General features: G+C 64.3%; 19 protein-coding genes. 9 read left to right on the top strand and 10 right to left on the bottom strand.

Annotation, left to right across the window (positions count from 1 at the left end; genetic code table 11):
• Nucleotides 1-101: 101 nt before the first annotated feature.
• From upp to ACR9YP_RS38250, 3 genes are all read right to left on the bottom strand, one after another.
• Entirely contained in the window at nucleotides 102-731 is a 630-nt protein-coding gene (gene upp / locus ACR9YP_RS38260) for a uracil phosphoribosyltransferase (RefSeq protein WP_091881044.1), read from the bottom strand.
• Between the two features lie 159 nt (nucleotides 732-890).
• The gene (locus tag ACR9YP_RS38255) at nucleotides 891-2,129 is read right to left on the bottom strand and encodes a URC4/urg3 family protein (RefSeq protein WP_474218522.1); all 1,239 of its coding nucleotides are present in this window, start codon (nucleotides 2,127-2,129) and stop codon (nucleotides 891-893) included.
• 7 nt (nucleotides 2,130-2,136) lie between these two features.
• The gene (locus tag ACR9YP_RS38250) at nucleotides 2,137-3,393 is read right to left on the bottom strand and encodes a GTP cyclohydrolase II (RefSeq protein ID WP_474218521.1); all 1,257 of its coding nucleotides are present in this window, start codon (nucleotides 3,391-3,393) and stop codon (nucleotides 2,137-2,139) included.
• A gap of 384 nt (nucleotides 3,394-3,777) precedes the next feature.
• On the opposite strand from ACR9YP_RS38250, the gene ACR9YP_RS38245 reads away from it, so the two are divergent.
• Nucleotides 3,778-4,905 carry a threonine synthase gene (locus ACR9YP_RS38245; RefSeq protein WP_474218520.1) on the top strand — a complete coding sequence of 376 codons (1,128 nt, stop codon included), beginning with the start codon at nucleotides 3,778-3,780 and terminating at the stop codon, nucleotides 4,903-4,905.
• A 185-nt stretch (nucleotides 4,906-5,090) separates the two neighbouring features.
• Here the strand turns inward: ACR9YP_RS38245 and ACR9YP_RS38240 are convergent, their stop codons facing one another.
• Together ACR9YP_RS38240 and ACR9YP_RS38235 are read right to left on the bottom strand one after the other, a co-directional pair.
• Nucleotides 5,091-5,906 (bottom strand): DUF2927 domain-containing protein, encoded by an 816-nt coding sequence (locus tag ACR9YP_RS38240; protein ID WP_438104883.1) that lies wholly within the window; start codon nucleotides 5,904-5,906, stop codon nucleotides 5,091-5,093.
• A gap of 80 nt (nucleotides 5,907-5,986) precedes the next feature.
• The gene (locus ACR9YP_RS38235) at nucleotides 5,987-6,565 is read right to left on the bottom strand and encodes a L,D-transpeptidase (RefSeq protein WP_128941481.1); all 579 of its coding nucleotides are present in this window, start codon (nucleotides 6,563-6,565) and stop codon (nucleotides 5,987-5,989) included.
• Between the two features lie 272 nt (nucleotides 6,566-6,837).
• On the opposite strand from ACR9YP_RS38235, the gene ACR9YP_RS38230 reads away from it, so the two are divergent.
• Nucleotides 6,838-8,385 (top strand): acetolactate synthase large subunit, encoded by a 1,548-nt coding sequence (locus tag ACR9YP_RS38230; protein ID WP_474218519.1) that lies wholly within the window; start codon nucleotides 6,838-6,840, stop codon nucleotides 8,383-8,385.
• A gap of 38 nt (nucleotides 8,386-8,423) precedes the next feature.
• Nucleotides 8,424-8,942 carry a hypothetical protein gene (locus ACR9YP_RS38225; RefSeq protein WP_474218518.1) on the top strand — a complete coding sequence of 173 codons (519 nt, stop codon included), beginning with the start codon at nucleotides 8,424-8,426 and terminating at the stop codon, nucleotides 8,940-8,942.
• A 47-nt stretch (nucleotides 8,943-8,989) separates the two neighbouring features.
• Here ACR9YP_RS38225 and ACR9YP_RS38220 read toward each other — a convergent pair whose 3' ends face one another.
• Nucleotides 8,990-9,223, bottom strand: a complete 234-nt coding sequence (locus tag ACR9YP_RS38220) for a DUF3551 domain-containing protein (protein WP_370986162.1) — start codon at nucleotides 9,221-9,223, stop codon at nucleotides 8,990-8,992.
• A 256-nt stretch (nucleotides 9,224-9,479) separates the two neighbouring features.
• Here ACR9YP_RS38220 and ACR9YP_RS38215 point away from each other — a divergent pair, with 256 nt between their 5' ends.
• The 3 genes from ACR9YP_RS38215 to greA all read left to right on the top strand — a co-directional run bounded on the left by ACR9YP_RS38215 (nucleotide 9,480) and on the right by greA (nucleotide 10,985).
• Entirely contained in the window at nucleotides 9,480-9,815 is a 336-nt protein-coding gene (locus ACR9YP_RS38215) for a hypothetical protein (protein WP_438104876.1), read from the top strand.
• A gap of 133 nt (nucleotides 9,816-9,948) precedes the next feature.
• A complete protein-coding gene (locus ACR9YP_RS38210) occupies nucleotides 9,949-10,434 on the top strand; it encodes a hypothetical protein (RefSeq protein WP_370986160.1) in 486 nt (161 codons plus the stop codon).
• 68 nt (nucleotides 10,435-10,502) lie between these two features.
• On the top strand, nucleotides 10,503-10,985 hold the full coding sequence (gene greA, locus ACR9YP_RS38205) for a transcription elongation factor GreA (protein ID WP_438104873.1): 483 nt from the start codon (nucleotides 10,503-10,505) through the stop codon (nucleotides 10,983-10,985).
• Between the two features lie 26 nt (nucleotides 10,986-11,011).
• On the opposite strand, the gene ACR9YP_RS38200 is transcribed toward greA, so the two are convergent.
• The 4 genes from ACR9YP_RS38200 to ACR9YP_RS38185 form a co-directional block, all read right to left on the bottom strand.
• Nucleotides 11,012-11,785: an SDR family NAD(P)-dependent oxidoreductase gene (locus ACR9YP_RS38200; protein WP_474218517.1), complete on the bottom strand. Its 774-nt coding sequence runs from the start codon at nucleotides 11,783-11,785 to the stop codon at nucleotides 11,012-11,014.
• Between the two features lie 46 nt (nucleotides 11,786-11,831).
• On the bottom strand, nucleotides 11,832-12,227 hold the full coding sequence (locus tag ACR9YP_RS38195; protein ID WP_370986503.1) for a (R)-mandelonitrile lyase: 396 nt from the start codon (nucleotides 12,225-12,227) through the stop codon (nucleotides 11,832-11,834).
• 121 nt (nucleotides 12,228-12,348) lie between these two features.
• Entirely contained in the window at nucleotides 12,349-13,125 is a 777-nt protein-coding gene (locus ACR9YP_RS38190) for a carboxymuconolactone decarboxylase family protein (protein WP_438104869.1), read from the bottom strand.
• Nucleotides 13,122-14,330, bottom strand: coding sequence for an arabinose transporter (locus ACR9YP_RS38185; protein WP_474218516.1), 1,209 nt, complete (start codon nucleotides 14,328-14,330; stop codon nucleotides 13,122-13,124). Before ACR9YP_RS38185 ends, ACR9YP_RS38190 begins: the two co-directional genes overlap by 4 nt.
• Nucleotides 14,331-14,538: 208 nt before the next feature.
• Here ACR9YP_RS38185 and ACR9YP_RS38180 point away from each other — a divergent pair, with 208 nt between their 5' ends.
• The 3 genes from ACR9YP_RS38180 (at nucleotide 14,539) to ACR9YP_RS38170 (ending at nucleotide 19,250) form a co-directional block, all read left to right on the top strand.
• Nucleotides 14,539-15,438 (top strand): LysR family transcriptional regulator, encoded by a 900-nt coding sequence (locus ACR9YP_RS38180; protein ID WP_128931664.1) that lies wholly within the window; start codon nucleotides 14,539-14,541, stop codon nucleotides 15,436-15,438.
• Between the two features lie 384 nt (nucleotides 15,439-15,822).
• Nucleotides 15,823-18,846, top strand: coding sequence for a GAF domain-containing protein (locus tag ACR9YP_RS38175; RefSeq protein WP_474221184.1), 3,024 nt, complete (start codon nucleotides 15,823-15,825; stop codon nucleotides 18,844-18,846).
• A gap of 14 nt (nucleotides 18,847-18,860) precedes the next feature.
• Entirely contained in the window at nucleotides 18,861-19,250 is a 390-nt protein-coding gene (locus ACR9YP_RS38170; protein ID WP_474218515.1) for a response regulator, read from the top strand.
• Nucleotides 19,251-19,262: the final 12 nt, after the last annotated feature.

The raw sequence follows: 19,262 nt of genomic DNA, 5'->3' as shown, positions 1-19,262 counted from the left end.
GCTCAGGCGCGCAATTGCGCGCCAAAGCAATCCGACCTCTCCCCGCTGGGGAGAGGTAAGCCACGGACAGCCGACCGAACCTAACATCATCGTGCTCTGAACTACCTCGTCCCGTAAGCGCGGTCGCCGGCGTCACCGAGGCCTGGTAGAATGAAGCCGTTCTCGTCGAGCCCCTCATCCACTGCCGCCGTCCAGATCGGTACGTCCGGATGCAGACCTCGCAGCCGCTCAAGTCCTTCCGGCGCGGCGATCAGGCAGGCGAGGCGGATATCCTTGGCGCCGCGCTCCTTCAGCCGGTCGATGGCGGCCACGGCCGTATTGGCGGTGGCGACCACCGACGTCACCACGATCGCCAGGCGCTCGCCGAGATCGGACGGCGATTTGAAGAAGTACTCGACCGCGGCAAAGCTGTGCGGCTCGCGGTAGAGTCCGATATGGGCGACGCGCGCGGTCGGCACCAGGTCCATCATGCCGTCGACGAAGGTGGTGCCGGCACGCAGCATCGGCACGAACACCAGCTTCTTGCCGGCGATCTTGGCCGAGTGCATCCGCGCCAGCGGCGTGTCGACCACGACGTCGGTGAGCGGCAAATCGCGCGTCACCTCGTAGCAGAGCAGCATGCCGATCTCCTTGATCAGCTCGCGAAACGACTTGGTCGAGATGGACTTGTCCCGCACCAGCGTCAGCTTGTGCTGCACCAGCGGGTGATCGACGATCGTGACGCCTTGCATGATGGGATGCCTTTCTTCCTTCTCCCCTTGCGGGAGAAGGTGGCGCGAAGCGCCGGATGAGGGGTCGTCTCCGCGAACTTCACTGAGAGATGGGTTCGCGGAGAGAACCCCTCACCCGCCTCGCTGTCGCGAGGCACCCTCTCCCACAAGGGGAGAGGGTTAAAAAACCGTGCCGTCGCTGATCACCTTGAGCGGCGGCGAACCATCGGGCCGGCGCGCGAAGGCAATAGTGCGGCCCGCTGCCCAGGTGCCGCCTTCCAGGATGCTGGCGAGCGGCAGCGTCTCTGGCGTGCGGCCGAGCTTGGCGCGGATGCGCTCCGCCAGCCGATCGAGCAGGGCAACAGTGAGAGCGCGCCACTCGACGACGAGCAGCGAGTCCACCGCATGCGCGCGCGCAGCGTCCGCGGGATCGCGCAGGTGCAGCACCTCATGATCGATGAACAGTCCGCCATTGCGGTATTCGGCCAGCCCGGTCAGGCCGTCGATGTCGGTCACATCGAAGCCTGCGCGCTGGAGCGGCTCGATCAGCGAATAGCTCAGCCATTGCGACAGCTTGTGCAGCGGTACGAGACCGGTGGTCGCGTCATCGGCCTCGATCGCCGGATGGCGCCAGCAATCGCCGAGCGGAATTCCCGCTAGCTCGAGCCGCGATGGCCAAATCGGTCCGAGCTGGTTCAGTACTGCCGACAGGATTGCCGGAGCGGCGATGATGCCGCCATTCGCCTGCGCCGCGATGTGATCGAACAGGCCGCCAGGCCGCGGCGTATCGCGCAGGCCGAAAACCTCAGCCCGTTCCGCCACCAGCTTGCCGAGACGCCGCAGCAAATCGGTGCGTCCGTCGAGGCCGAGCAGCGGATTGGCGTCGCTTGCCTGAAACGCGGATGTGAGCGCAGCCAGCGGCAGTTGCGCAAGCACCTCCGCATCGGCCCTGAACGGCGTGCCGGCATCGCGCGAGAAGAGGCCGCCAGCGAACATGTCGAGGCTTGCGATCGCGAGCCCCTCCGACCGGCCGATGCATTCTCCTGTCACCGCGTCACGGTATCGCCACGCCGCACCCGCGCCGGCATCGAGCAGCACGCTGACGATGGCAAGGTCGAACTCCGCGCGCGCCCGCGCCGCGCGATCGGACCAGGACGCAGCGTCCGCAAGCTCCGCCCAGCGATCGACACCGCCAAGCACGAAATGCCGCCACCGCGCATGGAAGGGAACGTCCAGCGTCGGATAGGCCTTGCGCGTCACCGCGAGCACCGCCTCCGCAGCGCCGTCCATGCGGTCGAGATCGATCGTGAAATGGCTCAGCCCGCCGGCAAGGCCGAGCTCGAGCATCTGCGCGGCCCGCGCGCGAACCGCCGCTGCGGTGAGCAGCGAGCGCGCCTCTCGTTCCAAAGCGTCCGCCATCGCGCGATCAGTATTTTTCCAGCGAGCGGCCGACCACGCCGTTCACGTCCTTCTCCGGCGCGATGTCGGTCGAGTAATAGCCCGCGGCCTTCTTTGCGGCGATCTCGACATAGGCGTCGGCGGGAATCAGCTCCGGCGGGATGGGCACGCGCTCGACGATGTCGATGCCTTGCGAGGTCAGCGCATCGTATTTCATGTCGCTCATCGACAGGAAGCGGTCGATGCGCGTCAAGCCGAGCCAGTGGATGGTATCCGGCATCAATTGCTGGAAGCGCGCGTCCTGGACGCCTGCGACGCATTCGGTGCGCTCGAAATAGGCCGCGGCCGCGTCGCCGTCCTCCTGGCGCTTGCGCGCATTGTAGACCAGGAATTTCGTGACCTCGCCGAGCGCGCGGCCTTCCTTGCGGTTGTAGACCACGAGCCCGAGCCCGCCCTCCTGCGCGCCGCGCGCGGATTCCTCGATGCCGTGGATGAGATAGGGCCGGCAGGTGCAGATGTCGGAGCCGAACACGTCGGATCCGTTGCACTCGTCATGCACGCGGCAGGTGATCTTGGTTCGATGGTCCGGCAGCTTGCTGACGTCGCCGAACATGTAGACGGTGGTGCCGCCGATCGGCGGCAGGAACACCTTCATATCCGGCCGCGTCACCAGCTCGGGGAACATGCCGGCGGTCTGCTCGAACAGCGTGCGGCGCAGCTCGGTCTCGCTGGTGCCGAAGCGCTGCGCAAGGCCGGGCAGGTGCCAGACCGGATCGATCGCGATCTTGACGACCGACACGCTGCCATTGGCGTGCACGACCTCGCCGTCAGCGCGCAGCCGCTTTGCGGCTAGCGCCTCGCGGATCTCCGGCAGGTCAAGGCGCGCTCGCGTCACCGCGATGCTCGGCCTGATATCGGCGCCTTCGGCGATCTCCCGGCGAAAATTCTCGGCGACGAGATGCCCCCAGGGATCGAGCGCCACGATTTTTGTGGGATCACTCCATTGCGGGAACGGGCCGATGGTCGCGGCCGGGAACGTGTTGGTGAGGTCGGGACGCCTGATCGGATCGAGCGCGCCGGCGGACACCGCGAGCGCCCGGTACATCGCATAGGATCCGCCATGGCTGCCGATCACGTTGCGATCCCCAGCGCGCGACACCGTGCCGATGATCGGCCCGCGGGCGCGCGCGTCGGCGGCGCCCCAATGGATCGGGAAGGCGGCCTTCCGGCCTGGCTCCGGATGGGAGGTCAGGCGGATGTGGTCGGTACGATTCGCGCGGCTCATGTCCAGGCTCCCAAAAAGCCAACGGCCCGCCGTTCGGACGGGCCTGGCTCGGTCGCGTTGCCAGTCGAGGACACCGGCGACGCGAGCTCAATCCAACATATTGTAGCGGCCGGCGACGACAGACAAGTTAATCGTGCCGGACGGGCAGGGTCTTTGTTGCCAAATTCCCGTCGGTCAACGCGCCGGCAGGCCCTCCGTTTGACACCGCGCGCCCGCGTTGGCCGACCTCGCCGCTCTGCCTGTGCGGCCAGTTTAAGGAATTGAAATATTTCTATTTTTCATGTTTTCAAGGGGCTGCGTCGTTTCGCGCGACGGGGTGTCAGGTTCTCGACAAGACGTGACATCAGGCCAATCGTGCGGATCGCCCTTGCCCAGGAGACTGCCATGCCCGCCGCCAGCTACATCGACCCCCGCAACGGACAACTTTATCCGTTGGATCAGCCGCGCTGGTGCTCGGACGAGCGCACGCCACTGCTGGTGACGCCGGGAGCCGGTATCTCGCGCGAGGACATCGAGCCCCGCACGCGCTCGCTCTGGCGCTACCGGGCCGCGCTGCCGGTCGAGATCAAGAATCCGATCACGCTCGGCGAGGGCTGCACGCCATTGGTCCAGCAGCAGTGGGGCGAGCTGCGGCCGTTGTTCAAGCTGGAATGGTTCAATCCGACCGGCAGCTTCAAGGACCGAGGCTCTTCCGTGATGCTATCCTTCCTGCGCCAGATCGGCGTCAATGCGGTGCTGGAGGACTCCTCCGGCAATGGTGGCTCGTCGATGGCGGGGCTCGGTGCCGCCGGCGGCATGCGGGTGAAGATCCTCGCGCCCGCCTCGACCTCGCCGGCCAAGATCGCGCAGGTGCGCGCCTATGGTGCCGCGGTGCAGCTCGTCGAGGGCCCGCGCGAGGAGTCGGAAGCCGAGGCCATCCGCCAGTCGCATCAGACGTTTTACGCCAGCCACAATTGGCAGCCGTTCTTCCTCGAAGGCACCAAATCGCTTGCGTATGAGATCTGGGAAGACCTTGGCTTTCGCGCGCCCGACAACGTCATCGTTCCGGTCGGGGCCGGCAGCAGCCTGCTCGGTTGCGCCTTCGGCTTCCGCGAGTTGCTGAGGGCCGGTCAGATCGCAAAACTGCCGCGCCTGTTCGCGGCGCAGCCGCTCAACTGCTCGCCGATCGATGCGAGCTTCAAGGCCGGTGTGGATACGCCTGTCGCGCGCGAGGTGCACAAAACCATCGCCGAAGGCACCGCCATCAAGAATCCGTTGCGTCTGCGCGAAATCATCGGCGCTTTGCGCGAGAGCGGCGGCGGCACCGTCGCGCTCACCGAGGATGAGATCGTCGCCGCCCTGCGGCGTCTTGCGCGGCAAGGCCTGTTCGCCGAGCCGACCAGCGCCAGCGCAGCCGCCGCGCTGGACAAACTCTCCGCTGCCGGAGCCATCAAGGTGAACGAAACCACAGTTGCCGTCCTCACCGGCACGGGCCTGAAGGCCGCAACCACCGTTGCCGATCTCGTGCAGTAGGGCGGAGAGGTGTTTTCTTCCTTCTCCCCTTGTGGGAGAAGGTGGCGCGAAGCGCCGGATGAGGGGTCTCTCTCTCTCTCCGCATACTCAAATGAGAATTGAACTCGCGGAGACAACCCCTCACCCGTCTCGCCGCGATGCGGCGAGCCACCCTCTCCCACAAGGGGAGAGGGAAAAGAAGCATCTCACTCCTTCAGATCATTCACTCGCTTCACCCAGGCGCGCACATCTTTGAGCACGGCGGGCAGCAGCGCCTTGACCTCCGCCACCGTCATGCCCGCCTTGATGCGGGGATCGTAGAGCAGATTGAGAATGTACTGATCGTAGACGTCGAAATAGCCCATCGAGACGTTATCGTTGAACATGGTCCACGGCACGCTGGCGGTGTCGTTGATGGGACCGAGCGATTGCAGCAGCTCCTCATAGGCGCAGTCGAGGAAGACGAAATCGCCGTTGTCGACGGTGAGGATGACGTCGGAATGCTCGATCTCGAAATTATCGTTCTTGCGGAAGCCGGACAGGCATTGCGGATCCAGCGAGGTGCGGATCTCGCGCGCCTTCTCGGCGCCGTAAAAGCTGGTGAGGGTGCGGTAGAGATCGCGGTCGCGCACGAGCTTGACCCGCACATTCGCCGCCTCGCTGGTCGTGGTCATGGCGATGTCGAGATGCTGCACGCGCGTGGCGATGTCGTTCACGACCTTCGCAAGCTGCGTCTTGCGATCGGCGCGGTCGCCCTCGGCGTAGACGCGCACCGGCCCGTCGAACTTGCGGATGCGGTCGACGCGGCCGGCGAGGTGGTACTCGGCGCCGAACGCCGTCTTGAGAAAACCCTCGACGATCTCGCCGTCGGTAAAGCTCTTCTTCTCGGAGCGCTGGCGCGAGGCGATCGCAGGCAGTTCACCCGCGCGGGCCGTGGTAGCGGTATCAGGCACCAATGTGAGCGCGGCGAGCGCCAAGAGGGCGATGCGGAAGGCGGGCGCGGTCAGGTTCAATGCGCTCATTGTCGTGCGACGCTGCCGCATTCGCGTCGCGCGCACAAGCCCGCAAATTCACGCGCCTCGCGGGTTCCCGCTGTAGCGGCCTAATTGTTCAGCACCACCACGGTGGTGCCGACCGCGACGCGGCTGTAGAGATCGGTGACGTCCTCATTGGTCATGCGGAAGCAGCCCGAGGACACCGCCTGGCCGATCGTCTCCGGCTCGTTGGAGCCGTGGATGCGATAGAGGGTCGAGCCCAGATACATCGCGCGGGCGCCGAGCGGATTGTCGAGGCCGCCCTTCATGTGGCGCGGCAGGTCGGGCCGGCGGGCCAGCATCTGCGACGGCGGCGTCCAGGCCGGCCATTCCTTCTTGGCGGTGATCTTGTGCACCCCGCCCCAGCGGAAGCCGTCGCGGCCGACGCCGATGCCGTAGCGCAGCGCCTGGCCGTTCTGGAGCACCAGGTACAGCCGCCGCTCGCCGGTGTTCACCACGATCGTGCCGGGCGCGTAATTGCCGTTATAGATGACGGTGGTGCGGGGGACGGGATTTGCGCCGGAACGGAAGAAGTTCGGGCCGCCACCCATGATGTCGCGCGTGTCGAACTCTTCGGCGAGCACGCCGCCCGCCATGGCCGACAGCAGTGCGATGGCGGCGATCGGCGCGGCAAAAAACCGGATCATTGTCTCCCCCAGCAAAAAATCGATTCAATGACAGCCACAGGCCATATTTGCAGGCTTTCCGCAAGCCACGGCCCCGTGAGGAACACCATGCTTAACGATTGGCGTTACCAAATCGGCAACCACGCCAATTTGCCGAAAAGAAAAAGAATTAGCCAAGCCGGCGCGTCGTCACGCGGGGCAGGGCAGCGATGGCGGCTATTGCTTTGACGGCACGCGCGAACAATGATTGATCGAACCGATATCTGGATAATGCCGGTCGTGGGAGCCTTGGAATGAACGGTGCGGAAAGCCTGGTGCGGACAATGGTCAAGGGCGGGGTGGACGTCTGCTTCACCAACCCCGGCACCTCCGAGATGCATTTTGTCGCAGCGCTCGACCGCGTACCGGGCATGCGCTGCGTGCTCGGGCTGTTCGAAGGCGTGGTGACGGGCGCCGCCGACGGCTATTTCCGCATGAAGGGCACGCCGGCCTCGACGCTGCTGCATCTCGGCCCCGGTCTCGCCAACGGCCTTGCCAATCTGCACAACGCCAAGAAGGCCAATTCCGGCATCGTCAACATCGTCGGCCAGCACGCGGTCTACCACATCGGCTACAACGCGCCGCTGACCTCCGACATCGAGGGCCTGGCCCGGCCGATGTCATCCTGGGTCCGCACCTCGCCGGATTCCAAATCGGTTGCTGCCGACGGCGCCGCTGCGATTGCCGCCGCCAAAAGCGCGCCGCCGCAGATCGCGACCCTGATCCTGCCTGCCGACACCGCCTGGAACGAAGCCGACGGCGTCGCCGATCTTCCGGCTGAGCAGCAGCGGGCGAGCTATTCGCCGCAGGCGGTCGAGCAGGCCGCAAAAATCCTGCATCGCGACGGCGAGGGCACGCTGCTGCTGATGACCGGCAGCGCGCTGAGCGAGCACGGCCTGGCACTGGCCGAGCGCATCGCCGGCAAGACCGGCTGCACAGTGATGGGCCCGACCTTCCGTCCGAAGATGGCGCGCGGCCGCGGCCGTTTCTCGATCGACCGCATCCATTACGTCATCGAGAACGCGCTGCCGATGCTGGCAAAATTCCGTCACATCGTGCTGGTCGAGTCCGACGATCCCGTGGCGTTCTTCGCCTATCCGAACAAGCCGAGCATGCTCAAGCCCCAGGGCTGCGAGGTCCATCGCATGACCTCCTGGGGCGAGAACTCGGTCGCGGCGCTGGAAGCGCTTGCCGGCGCCGTGAAGGCCAGCGCTAGGGACGTCAAGCCGCTGGCGTTGCAGGAACTGGTCAAGCCGACCGGCGCGCTCACCTTCGCCTCGATCGCGCAGGCGATCGCCTGTGCGATTCCCGAGAACGCGATCATGGTCGACGAATCCCTCACCACCGGCCGCGGCTTCTTCCCGCCGACGGCGGCAGCCGCCCCGCACGACTGGCTCCAGAACATGGGCGGCTCGATCGGCTTCTCGACACCGCTGTCGATCGGCGCCGCGATCGCCTGTCCGGACCGCAAGGTGATCACCATGGTCGGCGACGGCAGCGCGATGTACACGATCCAGTCGCTGTGGACACAGGCGCGCGAGAACCTCAACATCGTCACCATCGTGTTTGCCAACCGCATCTACCAGATCCTGCGCGGCGAGTTCGACAATGTCGGCGCCGGCGAGCCCGGCCAGCGCGCCAACGACATGCTGCGGCTCGATCGGCCGACGCTGGATTTCGTCGCGCTGGCGAAGGGCATGGGCGTGCCCGGCCGCGCCGTCACCAATGCCGACGAGCTAAACAAAGCGCTGACTGAGGCCGTCGCCGAGCCCGGCCCGCGGCTGATCGAAGTTCAGATGTAGGGCGTCAACAGACGGAGCGCCGTGAGCCCGGAGGCACGATGCAGACCGAGCTGAACAAGGTGATCGCGGCGCTCCGGGACTTCTACGCGCAGGAAGCTTTCCTGTTCGAGAAGGACGTCGGCGAGCGCGCAATCACGCACCGCTTCGCCGTGCACCTGGAGAAGCAGTTCTCCGGCTGGTCAGTCGACTGCAACTACGACCGGCTCGGCGAGCGCACGCTGCATCTGCCGCACGGCAGCATCATCTCGACCGACGACCATCTCGGCAAATCGATCTATCCTGATGTCGCCGTGCACCAGCGCGAGATCCCGAACAATCTGTTCACTGTCGAGATCCGCAAGGCGAGCAATCACACGCCGCTCGAGCACGATCAGCACAAGCTGAGGGCGCTGACCGACGTGCATGTCTGGTTTCCCTATTGGATCGGCTTGCTGCTGGTGCTGGACGCGCACCACGTGACGATGTCGGAGGTTTACGTCAGCGGCCTCGTCGACGAGGCGCTGTCGCGCTGGTTCGCGACGCGGCTTCAGGGGACCGGCCTCGGAATTCGCGCATAGAGCAGCGCGACGTGCGCGGTCACGCACGCCGCCAGCTCGTCAGGTCGTCAGTAATAGTACGGCTGCGAGTACGCGTAGCGCGGGTTGATGCCGCAATAGGCCGACGTGCCGGAGGCGGTGGCCGCACATTGCTGATAGCTCGCGAACTGGCAATTGCCGGGATAGCCCCACTGGCGGCCTTGCAGGCAGTATCTGTCGTTTGCGGCCTGGGCCGGCGCCGCCGACAATGACGCTGCGATCACGGTTGCGAACGATGCAAGCGTGAGGATGGTGCGACGCATTTCAAATCTCCTTCGAGCATGGTGGAACGGCCGTGCCTTGGCGTTCCCGTGGCTGTCTGACGCATGGTCATGCTGTGTTGGTGTCCGCGACGCGGGATGCGTTCGACATAATGTACATCGTGACGCAGCCGGCGCCGGACAATGTGATCTCCACCACAGTTCGCGCACAGGTTCCGACCTATCTCAACGACCTTGCACGCCTCGATCCCGTGGGACTAGGCTTGCCTCATTCGGATCAGGCATTTTGGAGGTTCTGATGCAGAAATCATATTTGCTGGCTGCAACGGCAGCGCTGGTGCTCATGATGCAAACGCCGCTCGCGCTGGCGCAGAGCGCGCCGGCCGCCGGCGGAACCGCTGCACCTGCCGCGACAACCACTGCGCCGGCCGCGACGACGGCACCGGCTGCGACCACCGACACCTCCAGCCAGCCGACCGATTCCAAGAAGAGCGCATTGAAGAAGCCGGCGAAGAAGAAGATGACGCGGCAGCAGGAGATCGATCATTCGATCGACACCGGCACCGTTCCCGCGCGCTACCGCAGCTCGGTGCCCAAGCAGTACCAGCAATACATTCCGTTCGATAAGCGGTAGCGGATCGCATGGCGGCGCGACCGGATCAGAGGCTGCGTCGCCGTTGCCCATTGCAGGATGGCCTTGGCCATGGGATCCAACCACATACATTGTGGCGCGCGGTGCTAGATTAGGCTTAAGTCCGGGGGAAGGAATGAGTGACGACGGGAAGGATGCTGGCCTTGTGGCCATGATCACCAGCATCCTTGGAGGCAACAAGCGCGCGGACGTCGTGACGCCGCCGCCGCTCACCGAGGCTCCTCCGACAGCGCCGACGAACGGGTTCGAGGCGGTCGAGCCGTCCAGCACCGATGCGGAGCCGGCGGAGTCTGAGCCGGCCCCCGAAGCCGTACCAGCCGAGACCAAGCCGGTCGCGCCACCTCCGAAAATCGCCACCACACGAGACGGCAAGAAATTGCTGCCTGCGGAAGCAATTGCCGATCTCGTGCTTGGTGAATTGCGCAAGATCGAGAATTTTCCGGCGACCGGCGTCTCGGTCACGGTCTATGGCTACCGGCACTGGAACGCCATGATCACCTTCGCGCCGTTCTCGACCACGTTCCGGAACGCGACCCGGTTCCGCCAGGCCCTGCCGGACCTCGTCTTCAAGCTGCGCCGCTTCGTCGAACTTGAGATATAGTCAGGGCAATCGGCGGGCGGCGCGAGCGTCGCGCCATTAGCCAAAACAAGTTCGACAGGATTTTGAAATTGAGCGTCGCCTTTACCAAGGAAGAGAGCGCCGAAACCGCGTCCGAGACGCTGTTGCCGGATCGCCCGATCTCGCCGCATCCAAACCTCGTGACGGAAAAAGGCTTGCAGTTATTGCAGGCTCAGCTTGCCGAGGCGCGCGCGGCCTATGAAGCCGCGCAAGCCATCGAGGACGTCAACGAGAAGCGCCGGCAATCGGCCGTGCCCTTGCGCGATGCCCGCTATCTGACGGAAAGGCTGCGCACGGCGCAGGTCGTTTCCGATCCGACCTCGATCGACACAGTCGCGTTCGGCAGCACGGTGACCTTCAGCCGCGCCGATGGCCGCGTGCAAACCTATCGCATCGTCGGCGAGGACGAGGCCGATCCGAAGGCAGGGTCGATCTCCTTCGTCTCGCCGGTCGCGAGATCGTTGATGGGGAAGGCGGTCGGCGATGTCGTTGGTTCAGGCAACCAGGAGATCGAAATCCTGTCGATCGCGTAGCGAGCGCATCGGTCTATGGCCCCCGCCTAGACCTGTGGGAGTTCAACGCCCGTCAGCTTGCCCAATTTTGCGATGAGGTCCTCCTGAAATCCCGGGTCCGTCGCCTCATCGGCTGGCTCCTCCTGCCGCAGGTGATGCCAGTAGCGCCCGCTGACCAGGGCCGCGGAATCCTCGCTCACCGCCAGCCAGGTCTGAGTCCGTTGCCCGGTGTCGAGATCGACCGGGGCGCTCGCACCACCCATCTTCGTGCGCACCCATCCGGGATCGACGGCGTTGCTGAGGACGTTGGGCCAGCGCCGCGCCAACGCGAACGCCAGGGCGACCACGTGCAGCTTGCTGTCGGCGTAGGCCTTTGCCGAATCCCAGGCGCGCCTGTTCCAGTCGAGGTCATCCAGCGAGCCCTCGCCGCCGCGGTGCAGCCCGCTGCTGAGGTAGATCAGTCGGCGGGGCCGCTCGATCAGTGCCGTCAGCATGTACGGCGCAAGCGTGTTGATCGCCAGCGTGCTCGCATGGCCTTCCGGAGTCGAGCCGCGGCTCCGCTGGGTGTAGACGCCGGCGTTGTGGATGATCGCATCCATGCGGCCGATCGCATTGACCTGGTCCGCGATGCTCTTCGTCTCAGCCGCACTTCTGAGATCGCCGACCACCATTCCGGCAGCACGCGACCTGAGCACGCCAAGCGCCGCGGCGCGATCGACCGATCGTGCGTGCAGCACCACGCGGTGACCTTGATCGAGGAGTGATTGTGCCGCCGCCCGGCCGAGACCGTCCGTGCTGCCCGTGATGAATACGATCGCCATGCGCTGTTTCTCCGGATTACTGGACGTACTCTACAGCGCCTGCGCATCACTTCCGATATTGCTCGTCGCTCACCTTCTCCAGCCAATCCACGTTCTTGCCGCCGGAGGACTCCTGGATTGCGATGTGTGTCATCGCCGTCGTCGGCGAAGCTCCATGCCAGTGCTTCAGTCCGGGCGGGAACCAAACGACGTCGCCGGGGCGGACTTCCTCGATCGGGCCGCCCTCGCGCTGAACCCAGCCGAGTCCGGCCGTGATGATCAGCGTCTGCCCGAGTGGATGCGTGTGCCAGGCAGTCCGGGCACCTGGCTCGAACGTGACTTGGCCGGCCCCAGTGCGAGCCGGATCCTGCGCCTGAAACAGCGGATCGATGCGGACGCTGCCGGTAAACCAGTCTTGGGAGCCCTTCTGCGAGGGCCGAGACCCGTTTCTCTTGATGTCGATTTCCATTTGAGCCTCCTTCTGTGCTTCGGACGCGCGCGCCTGCACCCTCTGAATTCCGAGAGTGGCGGCGGCGCTGCCGGCGATGAGTACGTCCCGTCGTGTGATCACGGTGTGTCTCCGCTCAGCGCGGACGCTTCTCGATGACGTCCTTGATCACTGGCGCTGCGGAGAATGCGTTGGGCCAGCCGGCGTAGAAGGCGAGATGGCCGAGCACTTCGCCGGTTTCCTCCCGCGTCAACCCATTGTTCATCGCGCGGTTCAGGTGATAGGTGATCTGCGCGACCTGGCCGGTCGCGATGAGAGCGCTCACGGTGACCAGGCTGCGGTCGCGCGGCGCCAGCGCCGGCCTGAGCCAGAGATCCCGGAACAGCACGTCGGTCGTGTACTGGACCAGGCTTGGCGTGATTTGCCCGAACTGCTCTGCAACCCGCGTCGCCCGCTGCTTCTCCGCGGTCTCATCGAGCGGCAGCTGCGGCCCCGAGGCCGGCGGGAGCTGATCGGCCCCGATGTTGCGGCTCCTGAACACCTCCCTCGCCGCCGGGATCGCATCCATTGCGTTCGCCCAGCCGGTGTAGAAGGCCAGATGCGTGATGATCTCCGATATCTCCGACGGCTTCACGCCGCTGTCGAGCGCGAGGTTCAGGTAGTACGGCAGCTCGACGGTTTGATCGCGCGCGATCAGCGCGGCGACGGTGACGATGCTGCGATCCCGCCGCGACAGCCCCGGTCGTTTCCAGAGATCGCCGAGAACGAATTTTTGCGCATAGCCTTCGAGGGCGGGAGCGACGGCGCGGACGTCTTCCGGCTTTGGCATTGGATTTACTCCTGCGATGGACGTCTGTCCGGCGGCAGCGCCGGCGAACAGACACAATGAAAGCAAGGTCGCGAGCATCCTCATGACGGGGTTCCTTCCAAGCTTGTCGGGTGCGCCATCAGCCACAGCGCCACCAGGGCTGCGCAGAGCACGGTCACGGCGCTGACGAGAAAGACGACGTTCAGTCGTGCGCCGGTCGCGATCAATCCGAGTGCCGGGCTCGCGAGCCCTTGCGCGAGATCCAGGAACGCCGTGTATGCTCCCATGGCGAGCCCGCGGCTCTGCATGGGAACGCTGCGCACGGCTTCGACGCCGAACCCCGGATAGACCAGCGAGAAGCCGAAGCCGGTGAGCGCGGCGCCGGCGAGCGCCATCTCGGGCCGGACGGCAAGCCAGATCAGCGCCTGGCCGGCGGCTTCGATTCCCGCGCAGACCAGCGCGACCTTTGCTCCGCCGAGCACATCGGCCACATGACTGAAGAACACCCGCGCCAGGATGAAGGCGATGGCGTAAGCGGAATAGGCCAGCCATCCGTTGGCCCATCCGCGGTTCGCGAACAACAACGCGGCGAATGTGGTGACCGCGCCGAAGCCGACGCTGCCGAGTGCCGAGCCCAAGCCCGGGAGCCAGACGGCACCGAACACCTCGGCGAAGGAGGTGTGGGCCTGGTGGTGGAGGGGAGGGACCGCGGGGAGCCGGACGACGAGCAGGAGCGTCAGTAACGGCGCAACCGCAGCGGCGGTCGCGATCGCCGCGAAGCCGTAGGCGGCGTAGAGCGCGGATCCCGCGGGCGCGCCGATCGCGAAAGCCGCAAACATCGCCGAGCCGACCCAGGCGATGACCTTGCCGGTGCTGCCGGAATCGGCGAGCGCCAGTCCCCAGCTCACCGCAGCGGTGATGATGAAACTCTCGGCCGCGCCAAGCAGGCCACGGCCGAGCAGCAGTATGGAGACTGACGCCAGCGGGGTGTTGGCGAAGCCGAGAGAAGCCAGATAAAGCAGTCCGGAGGCCGCGGCAGCGAGCAGGCCGACGACCACGCCGCGCTTCGCGCCGCTTCGATCCGAGAAGTGGCCAGCCCACGGTCGCGAGATCAGCGAAGCGGCGAACTGGCTGCCGGCGACGAGGCCGACCACGAAGGTACCCAGGCTCAATCCATCGTGGACATGAAGCGGAAGGACCGGCATCGCGACGCCGATGACCAGGAAGGCAACGAACACCACCGCCATGATCGGCATCAGGTTGGCGACGCCGCGCGGCGCAGCGGCCTCTCGAATGGCTGTTACCGACATGCGAGCTCAGAGCTCGTGCTGCGTCGGCGCAGGCGATCGGCGTCTTGCGCATCGCTGACGACGTTCGGGAGCTCGATTGCTTCTGTCATAGGTCCTTGCCTTCGTTCTGGAGCCGCCCTGCCACCCGATGGCTGATCCGAACCTAAGACTTCCGCAGCTTACCGATTAGGTGATAGATTTCGCATGCGGTCATTAGCCAGGCTTATGAATGAACAGAGAGGATGCCAGCGATCTCCTCGCCTTCCTCGCAGTGGCGAGGGAGCGCAGCTTCACGCGCGCTGCGGCAAAGCTCGGCATGACGCAATCCGCGCTCAGTCAGATCATCCGGAATCTGGAGGAGCGGCTCGGCGTACGATTGTTGAACCGGACGACGCGGAGCGTCACACCGACTCAGGCCGGAGAACGGCTGTTCCTCAGCGTCGGCCCGAAGTTCACCGAGATGGATGCCGATCTCGCTGCGCTCAGCGAATTGCGCGAAAAGCCTGCCGGAACCATCCGGCTGACGGCGACGGAGTTTGCCGCCGCCGAGATCCTGCTGCCGGCGCTCCGAAAGATCCTGCCCAAGTACCCGGATATCCATGTCGAGGTGATCATCGACTACGGGCTCACCAACATCGTGGCGCAGCAGGTTGATGCGGGCATCCGTCCCGGCGAGCTCGTCGCCAAGGACATGATCGCCGTGCGCGTCAGCCCCGACCTCCGGATGGCGGTCGTCGGGTCACCTTCATACTTCGCCGAACGCAAGCGACCGAAGACGCCGCAGGATCTAACTCACCACAATTGCCTCAACCTCCGCCTGCCGACGCACGGCGGCAGCCTCTACGCCTGGGAATTCGAAAAGAACGGGCGGGAGCTCAATGTGCGGGTGGAGGGCCAGCTCGTGTTCAACAGCGCGGGACTTCTGCTGGACGGAGCGTTGAAGGGTTTGGGCCTCGCCTACCTCACGGAAGGACATGTGCAGCCCTACCTGTCCCAGGGCCGCCTGGTCCGCGTGCTCTCCGATTGGTGCCCGCCGTTCTCGGGATACCATCTCTACTATCCCAGTCGGCGCCAGCCTTCGCCGGCCTTCTCGCTGCTCGTGGAAGCGCTCCGATATCGGGGTAAGTAAAAGGGCATGACCACGGGACTTCATGTCCGAAGGATGCCGCTTTGCGCAAGAGCTTCCCTCCAGCTCGGTGGTTGCACCGGTAACGGTGCGGTCATCGTTGCACGCTGGTTGCTGGGATCTTGCGGGCGCCGCACTTAGCGCAGCACTTGGGTCCAGCGGCTCGTCAAGGCCTGCCATCATGCCGCATGAGGGAAGTCGACGGCAGCGGCAGTTGGTGGAACTCGCCGGTTCGGTCGATCGCGGAGGCGAATTGACGCGTAGTCGATTGAAAATCAACTAACGATAAGTCTGGTCGGAAGCACCCGACAGTGGAATAATTCGCAATGGTTTCTTGATCAGATTTTGACGTCGACCCCGAACCGGCTGGCGACGTGGATTTTCATGATGGCCGCGCTTCCTCAGGACGTGGTGGCGGATTTGCAGCAAGAGAACGCGCGGCTGCTGGCCGAATTGCGCGCCGCACAAGATCGCGAGAGCGCCACCGCGGACATTCTCAAGATCATTGCCAGTTCGCCATCGGAGGTGAAGCCGGTATTCGATGCAATCGCGAGGCGGGCCAATGCCTTGCTCGGCGGCTTTTCGACGACCGTATTCCGTTTCATCGACGGCATGGCCCATCTGGCGGCATTCACGCCGACGAATCCTGCCGCCGATGCGGCTTTGCAGAACATGTTTCCGAGGCCGATTGCCGATTTTGAGAGTTTCGCAAGAACGCAGGCGGGTAAGGTGGTACCGACCCCCGACACTGAGGCGCTGACGACCGAAATCAAATTTATCGCGCGCGCCCGCGGCTTTCGCAGCATGCTGTTCGTTCCGCTCACGACCGGCGGCGTGGTGATCGGCATGATCAGCGTCACGCGAGTCGAGCCTGGCACCTTCGCTCCACATCATGTGCAGCTTCTGCAGACCTTCGCCGATCAGGCCGTCATCGCCATAGAGAATGTCCGGCTATTCGATGAGGTCCAGGCGAAGACGCGCGATCTCGCCGAATCGCTCCAACAGCAAACCGCGACGGCCGATGTGCTGAAGGTGATCAGCCGCTCGACCTTCGACCTGCAAACCGTGCTCAACACGCTGGTCGATTCGGCGGCACGGCTGTGCGAAGCGGAGATGGCGTTCATCATGCGCCGCGAAGGTGATGAATATCACGCCGGTGCCGCGGTCGGGTTTTCCGAGGAATACAGCGAGTATCTGCAAGCTCACCCCATTATCCCCGGACGGAGCACGGTCACAGGTCGGGCCGTACTCGAGCGCCGTCCGGTGCAGATCCTCGACGTCGCTGCCGATCCCGAATATGGCCTGCGCGAGTCGATTACCATGGCTGGTCAGCGCACGGCGCTCGGTGTTCCCCTCCTGCGCGAGAATGAGCCGATCGGCGCAATCGTGATCGCTCGCAAGCGCGTGCAGCCTTTCACGGAAAAGCAGATCGAGCTCGTCGCCACGTTTGCCGATCAGGCCGTGATCGCCATCGAGAACGTACGGCTCTTCGAACAATTGCAAAGCAGGACGCGGGATCTGTCCGAGGCGCTGACGTACCAGACCGGCAGCGCCAATATCCTGAGGGTTATAGCTTCCTCGCCGACTGAAGTCGGTCCGGCGCTCGAAGCGATTGTGGAAAGCGCATGCGGGCTTTGCGAGGCATATGATGCGCTAGTCGTTCTGAGGGACGGCGACGACATCGTTGTCCAGGCGCACCATGGACCAGTTCCCGTGGTGTGGAGCCGACGATCGATCAGTGTGCAATCGCCCAGCGGCCGGGCCATCAGCGACCGCCGCACCGTTCACGTGCACGACCTGCTTGGGCCCGAAGGGGACGAATTCCCGACAGGACGGGAATATGCGCTTCGCTCCAACGTTCGGACTGTTCTAAGCGTGCCGCTGTTGCGCGAAGGCGAGAGCATGGGTGCGATCGTGCTCCGTCGCACCGAGGTTCGTCCATTCGGCGAGAAGCAGATCAACCTGCTCCAGACTTTTGCAGATCAGGCCGTTATCGCCATCGGCAACGCGCGTCTGTTCGAGCAATTGAACGAATCGCTGGAGCGGCAGACCGCAACGTCGGAGGTGCTGGAAATCATAAGCGCTTCATCGGGCGCACTGACTCCGGTCTTCCACAAGATGCTGGAGAATGCGACACGGATCTGCGGCGCCGGCTTCGGCACTATGAATCTCTACGAGGAAGGCGGCTTTCGTACGGTCGCATTGCACAACGCGCCGCCAGCTTATGTTGAGACCCGGCTGCACCAGAGCATTCGCCCACATCCCGCGAGCGGGCTCGGCACCGTCGAGAAAACTCATCAGATGGTTCATATCGACGACATCAGAACGCAGCCGCCCTACGTCGAAGGCAACCCGAACGTTCGCGCGCTTGCCGACCTTGCTGGCGCAAGGACCCTCGTCATCGTGCCCATGCTTAGGGAAGACGAGCTGATCGGCGCCATCACGATCTTCCGCCAGGAGGTTAAGCCCTTCACGGACAAACAGGTCGAGCTCGTGTCCAATTTCGCGCATCAGGGTGTGATCGCGATCGAGAATGCACGCCTGCTGAATGAACTGCGCGAGCGAACTATGGAATTGTCGCAATCGCTCGAGGAATTGCGAAACGCGCAGGATCGGTTGATCCAGACCGAGAAGCTCGCCTCGCTCGGGCAACTCACCGCCGGCATCGCACATGAAATCAAGAACCCGCTCAATTTCGTCAATAATTTTGCTGCGCTTTCCTCCGAACTGATTGACGAGCTCGGCGACGGGCTGCGCTCAGCCGCCCTCGGCGAGGCAGCAAGGCAGGACATCGACGCGCTGATACGCATGCTACAAGGCAACCTGGAAAGGATCGTGCAGCACGGAAAGCGCGCTGATTCCATCGTCAAGAATATGCTTCTTCACTCGCGCGAGGGTTCTGGCGAGCGCCGTTCGGCCGATATCAACGCCATCGTTGAGGAAAGTCTCAACCTTGCCTATCACGGCGCGCGCGCTGAAAAGGCAGGTTTCAACATCAAGCTTGAAAGGAATCTCGATCCCAGCGCGGGGGCGCTCGACCTGTATCCGCAGGAAATCACGCGGGTGTTCCTCAACCTCATTTCAAATGGATTCTACGCGGCTAGCAAACAAAAGGACGCCGCCGGTGGCGGCTTCGAGCCAAGGCTGCGCGCGACGACCACAAATCTCGGCGGCGCCGTCGAAATCCGGATTCGCGATAATGGCGCGGGCATCCCGGCCGACTTGAGAGAGAAAATATTCAATCCATTCTTCACCACCAAGCCCGCAGGCGAAGGTACCGGGCTTGGCCTTTCAATCTGCCACGACATCATTGTGAAGCAACACGGCGGCAGCATCGAGGTCGAGACCGAGGCTGGCGATTATACAGAGTTCATCATTACGCTGCCGCGCACGCTGGCGGCACCATTGTAGACCGGAGGCAGAAGTTGAGCGTTTATATAATGGTCGTCGACGACGAACCCGATGTCGAGGCGCTATTCCGCCAGCAGTTCCGACGTGATCTGCGCGCCGGTCGTTTCCTCATGGAATTTGCCCCGTCGGCACCGGCGGCCCTGCAGCGTGCAGTCGAGATTGAGGAGGCCACCCTGATCCTGATCCTGTCTGACATCAACATGCCCGGAATGAGCGGGCTGGAGATGCTATCTATCGTGCGCTCCGCCCGCCCCGATGTTCCGGTCATCATGATCACAGCCTACGGTGACGCCGAGACCAAGCGCAAAGCGCTGGAGAACGGCGCAGCCGACCTGTTGACCAAACCTATCGACTTCGCGGCGCTGCGCCAGGAGATCGATACAAGGCTCGAGCAAGCGGCATGACTGCAACCATTC

The organism is Bradyrhizobium sp. BR14999, assembly GCF_056106085.1.
This window is presented reverse-complemented; position numbering and strand designations above follow the sequence as displayed.

Coding starts and splice junctions, on each gene's coding strand:
- upp (WP_091881044.1), bottom strand. CDS start 731: ATGCAAGGCGTCACGATCGTCGATCACCCGCTGGTGCAGCACAAGCTG.
- ACR9YP_RS38255 (WP_474218522.1), bottom strand. CDS start 2,129: ATGGCGGACGCTTTGGAACGAGAGGCGCGCTCGCTGCTCACCGCAGCG.
- ACR9YP_RS38250 (WP_474218521.1), bottom strand. CDS start 3,393: ATGAGCCGCGCGAATCGTACCGACCACATCCGCCTGACCTCCCATCCG.
- ACR9YP_RS38245 (WP_474218520.1), top strand. CDS start 3,778: ATGCCCGCCGCCAGCTACATCGACCCCCGCAACGGACAACTTTATCCG.
- ACR9YP_RS38240 (WP_438104883.1), bottom strand. CDS start 5,906: ATGAGCGCATTGAACCTGACCGCGCCCGCCTTCCGCATCGCCCTCTTG.
- ACR9YP_RS38235 (WP_128941481.1), bottom strand. CDS start 6,565: ATGATCCGGTTTTTTGCCGCGCCGATCGCCGCCATCGCACTGCTGTCG.
- ACR9YP_RS38230 (WP_474218519.1), top strand. CDS start 6,838: ATGAACGGTGCGGAAAGCCTGGTGCGGACAATGGTCAAGGGCGGGGTG.
- ACR9YP_RS38225 (WP_474218518.1), top strand. CDS start 8,424: ATGCAGACCGAGCTGAACAAGGTGATCGCGGCGCTCCGGGACTTCTAC.
- ACR9YP_RS38220 (WP_370986162.1), bottom strand. CDS start 9,223: ATGCGTCGCACCATCCTCACGCTTGCATCGTTCGCAACCGTGATCGCA.
- ACR9YP_RS38215 (WP_438104876.1), top strand. CDS start 9,480: ATGCAGAAATCATATTTGCTGGCTGCAACGGCAGCGCTGGTGCTCATG.
- ACR9YP_RS38210 (WP_370986160.1), top strand. CDS start 9,949: ATGAGTGACGACGGGAAGGATGCTGGCCTTGTGGCCATGATCACCAGC.
- ACR9YP_RS38200 (WP_474218517.1), bottom strand. CDS start 11,785: ATGGCGATCGTATTCATCACGGGCAGCACGGACGGTCTCGGCCGGGCG.
- ACR9YP_RS38190 (WP_438104869.1), bottom strand. CDS start 13,125: ATGAGGATGCTCGCGACCTTGCTTTCATTGTGTCTGTTCGCCGGCGCT.
- ACR9YP_RS38185 (WP_474218516.1), bottom strand. CDS start 14,330: ATGTCGGTAACAGCCATTCGAGAGGCCGCTGCGCCGCGCGGCGTCGCC.
- ACR9YP_RS38180 (WP_128931664.1), top strand. CDS start 14,539: ATGAACAGAGAGGATGCCAGCGATCTCCTCGCCTTCCTCGCAGTGGCG.
- ACR9YP_RS38175 (WP_474221184.1), top strand. CDS start 15,823: ATGGCCGCGCTTCCTCAGGACGTGGTGGCGGATTTGCAGCAAGAGAAC.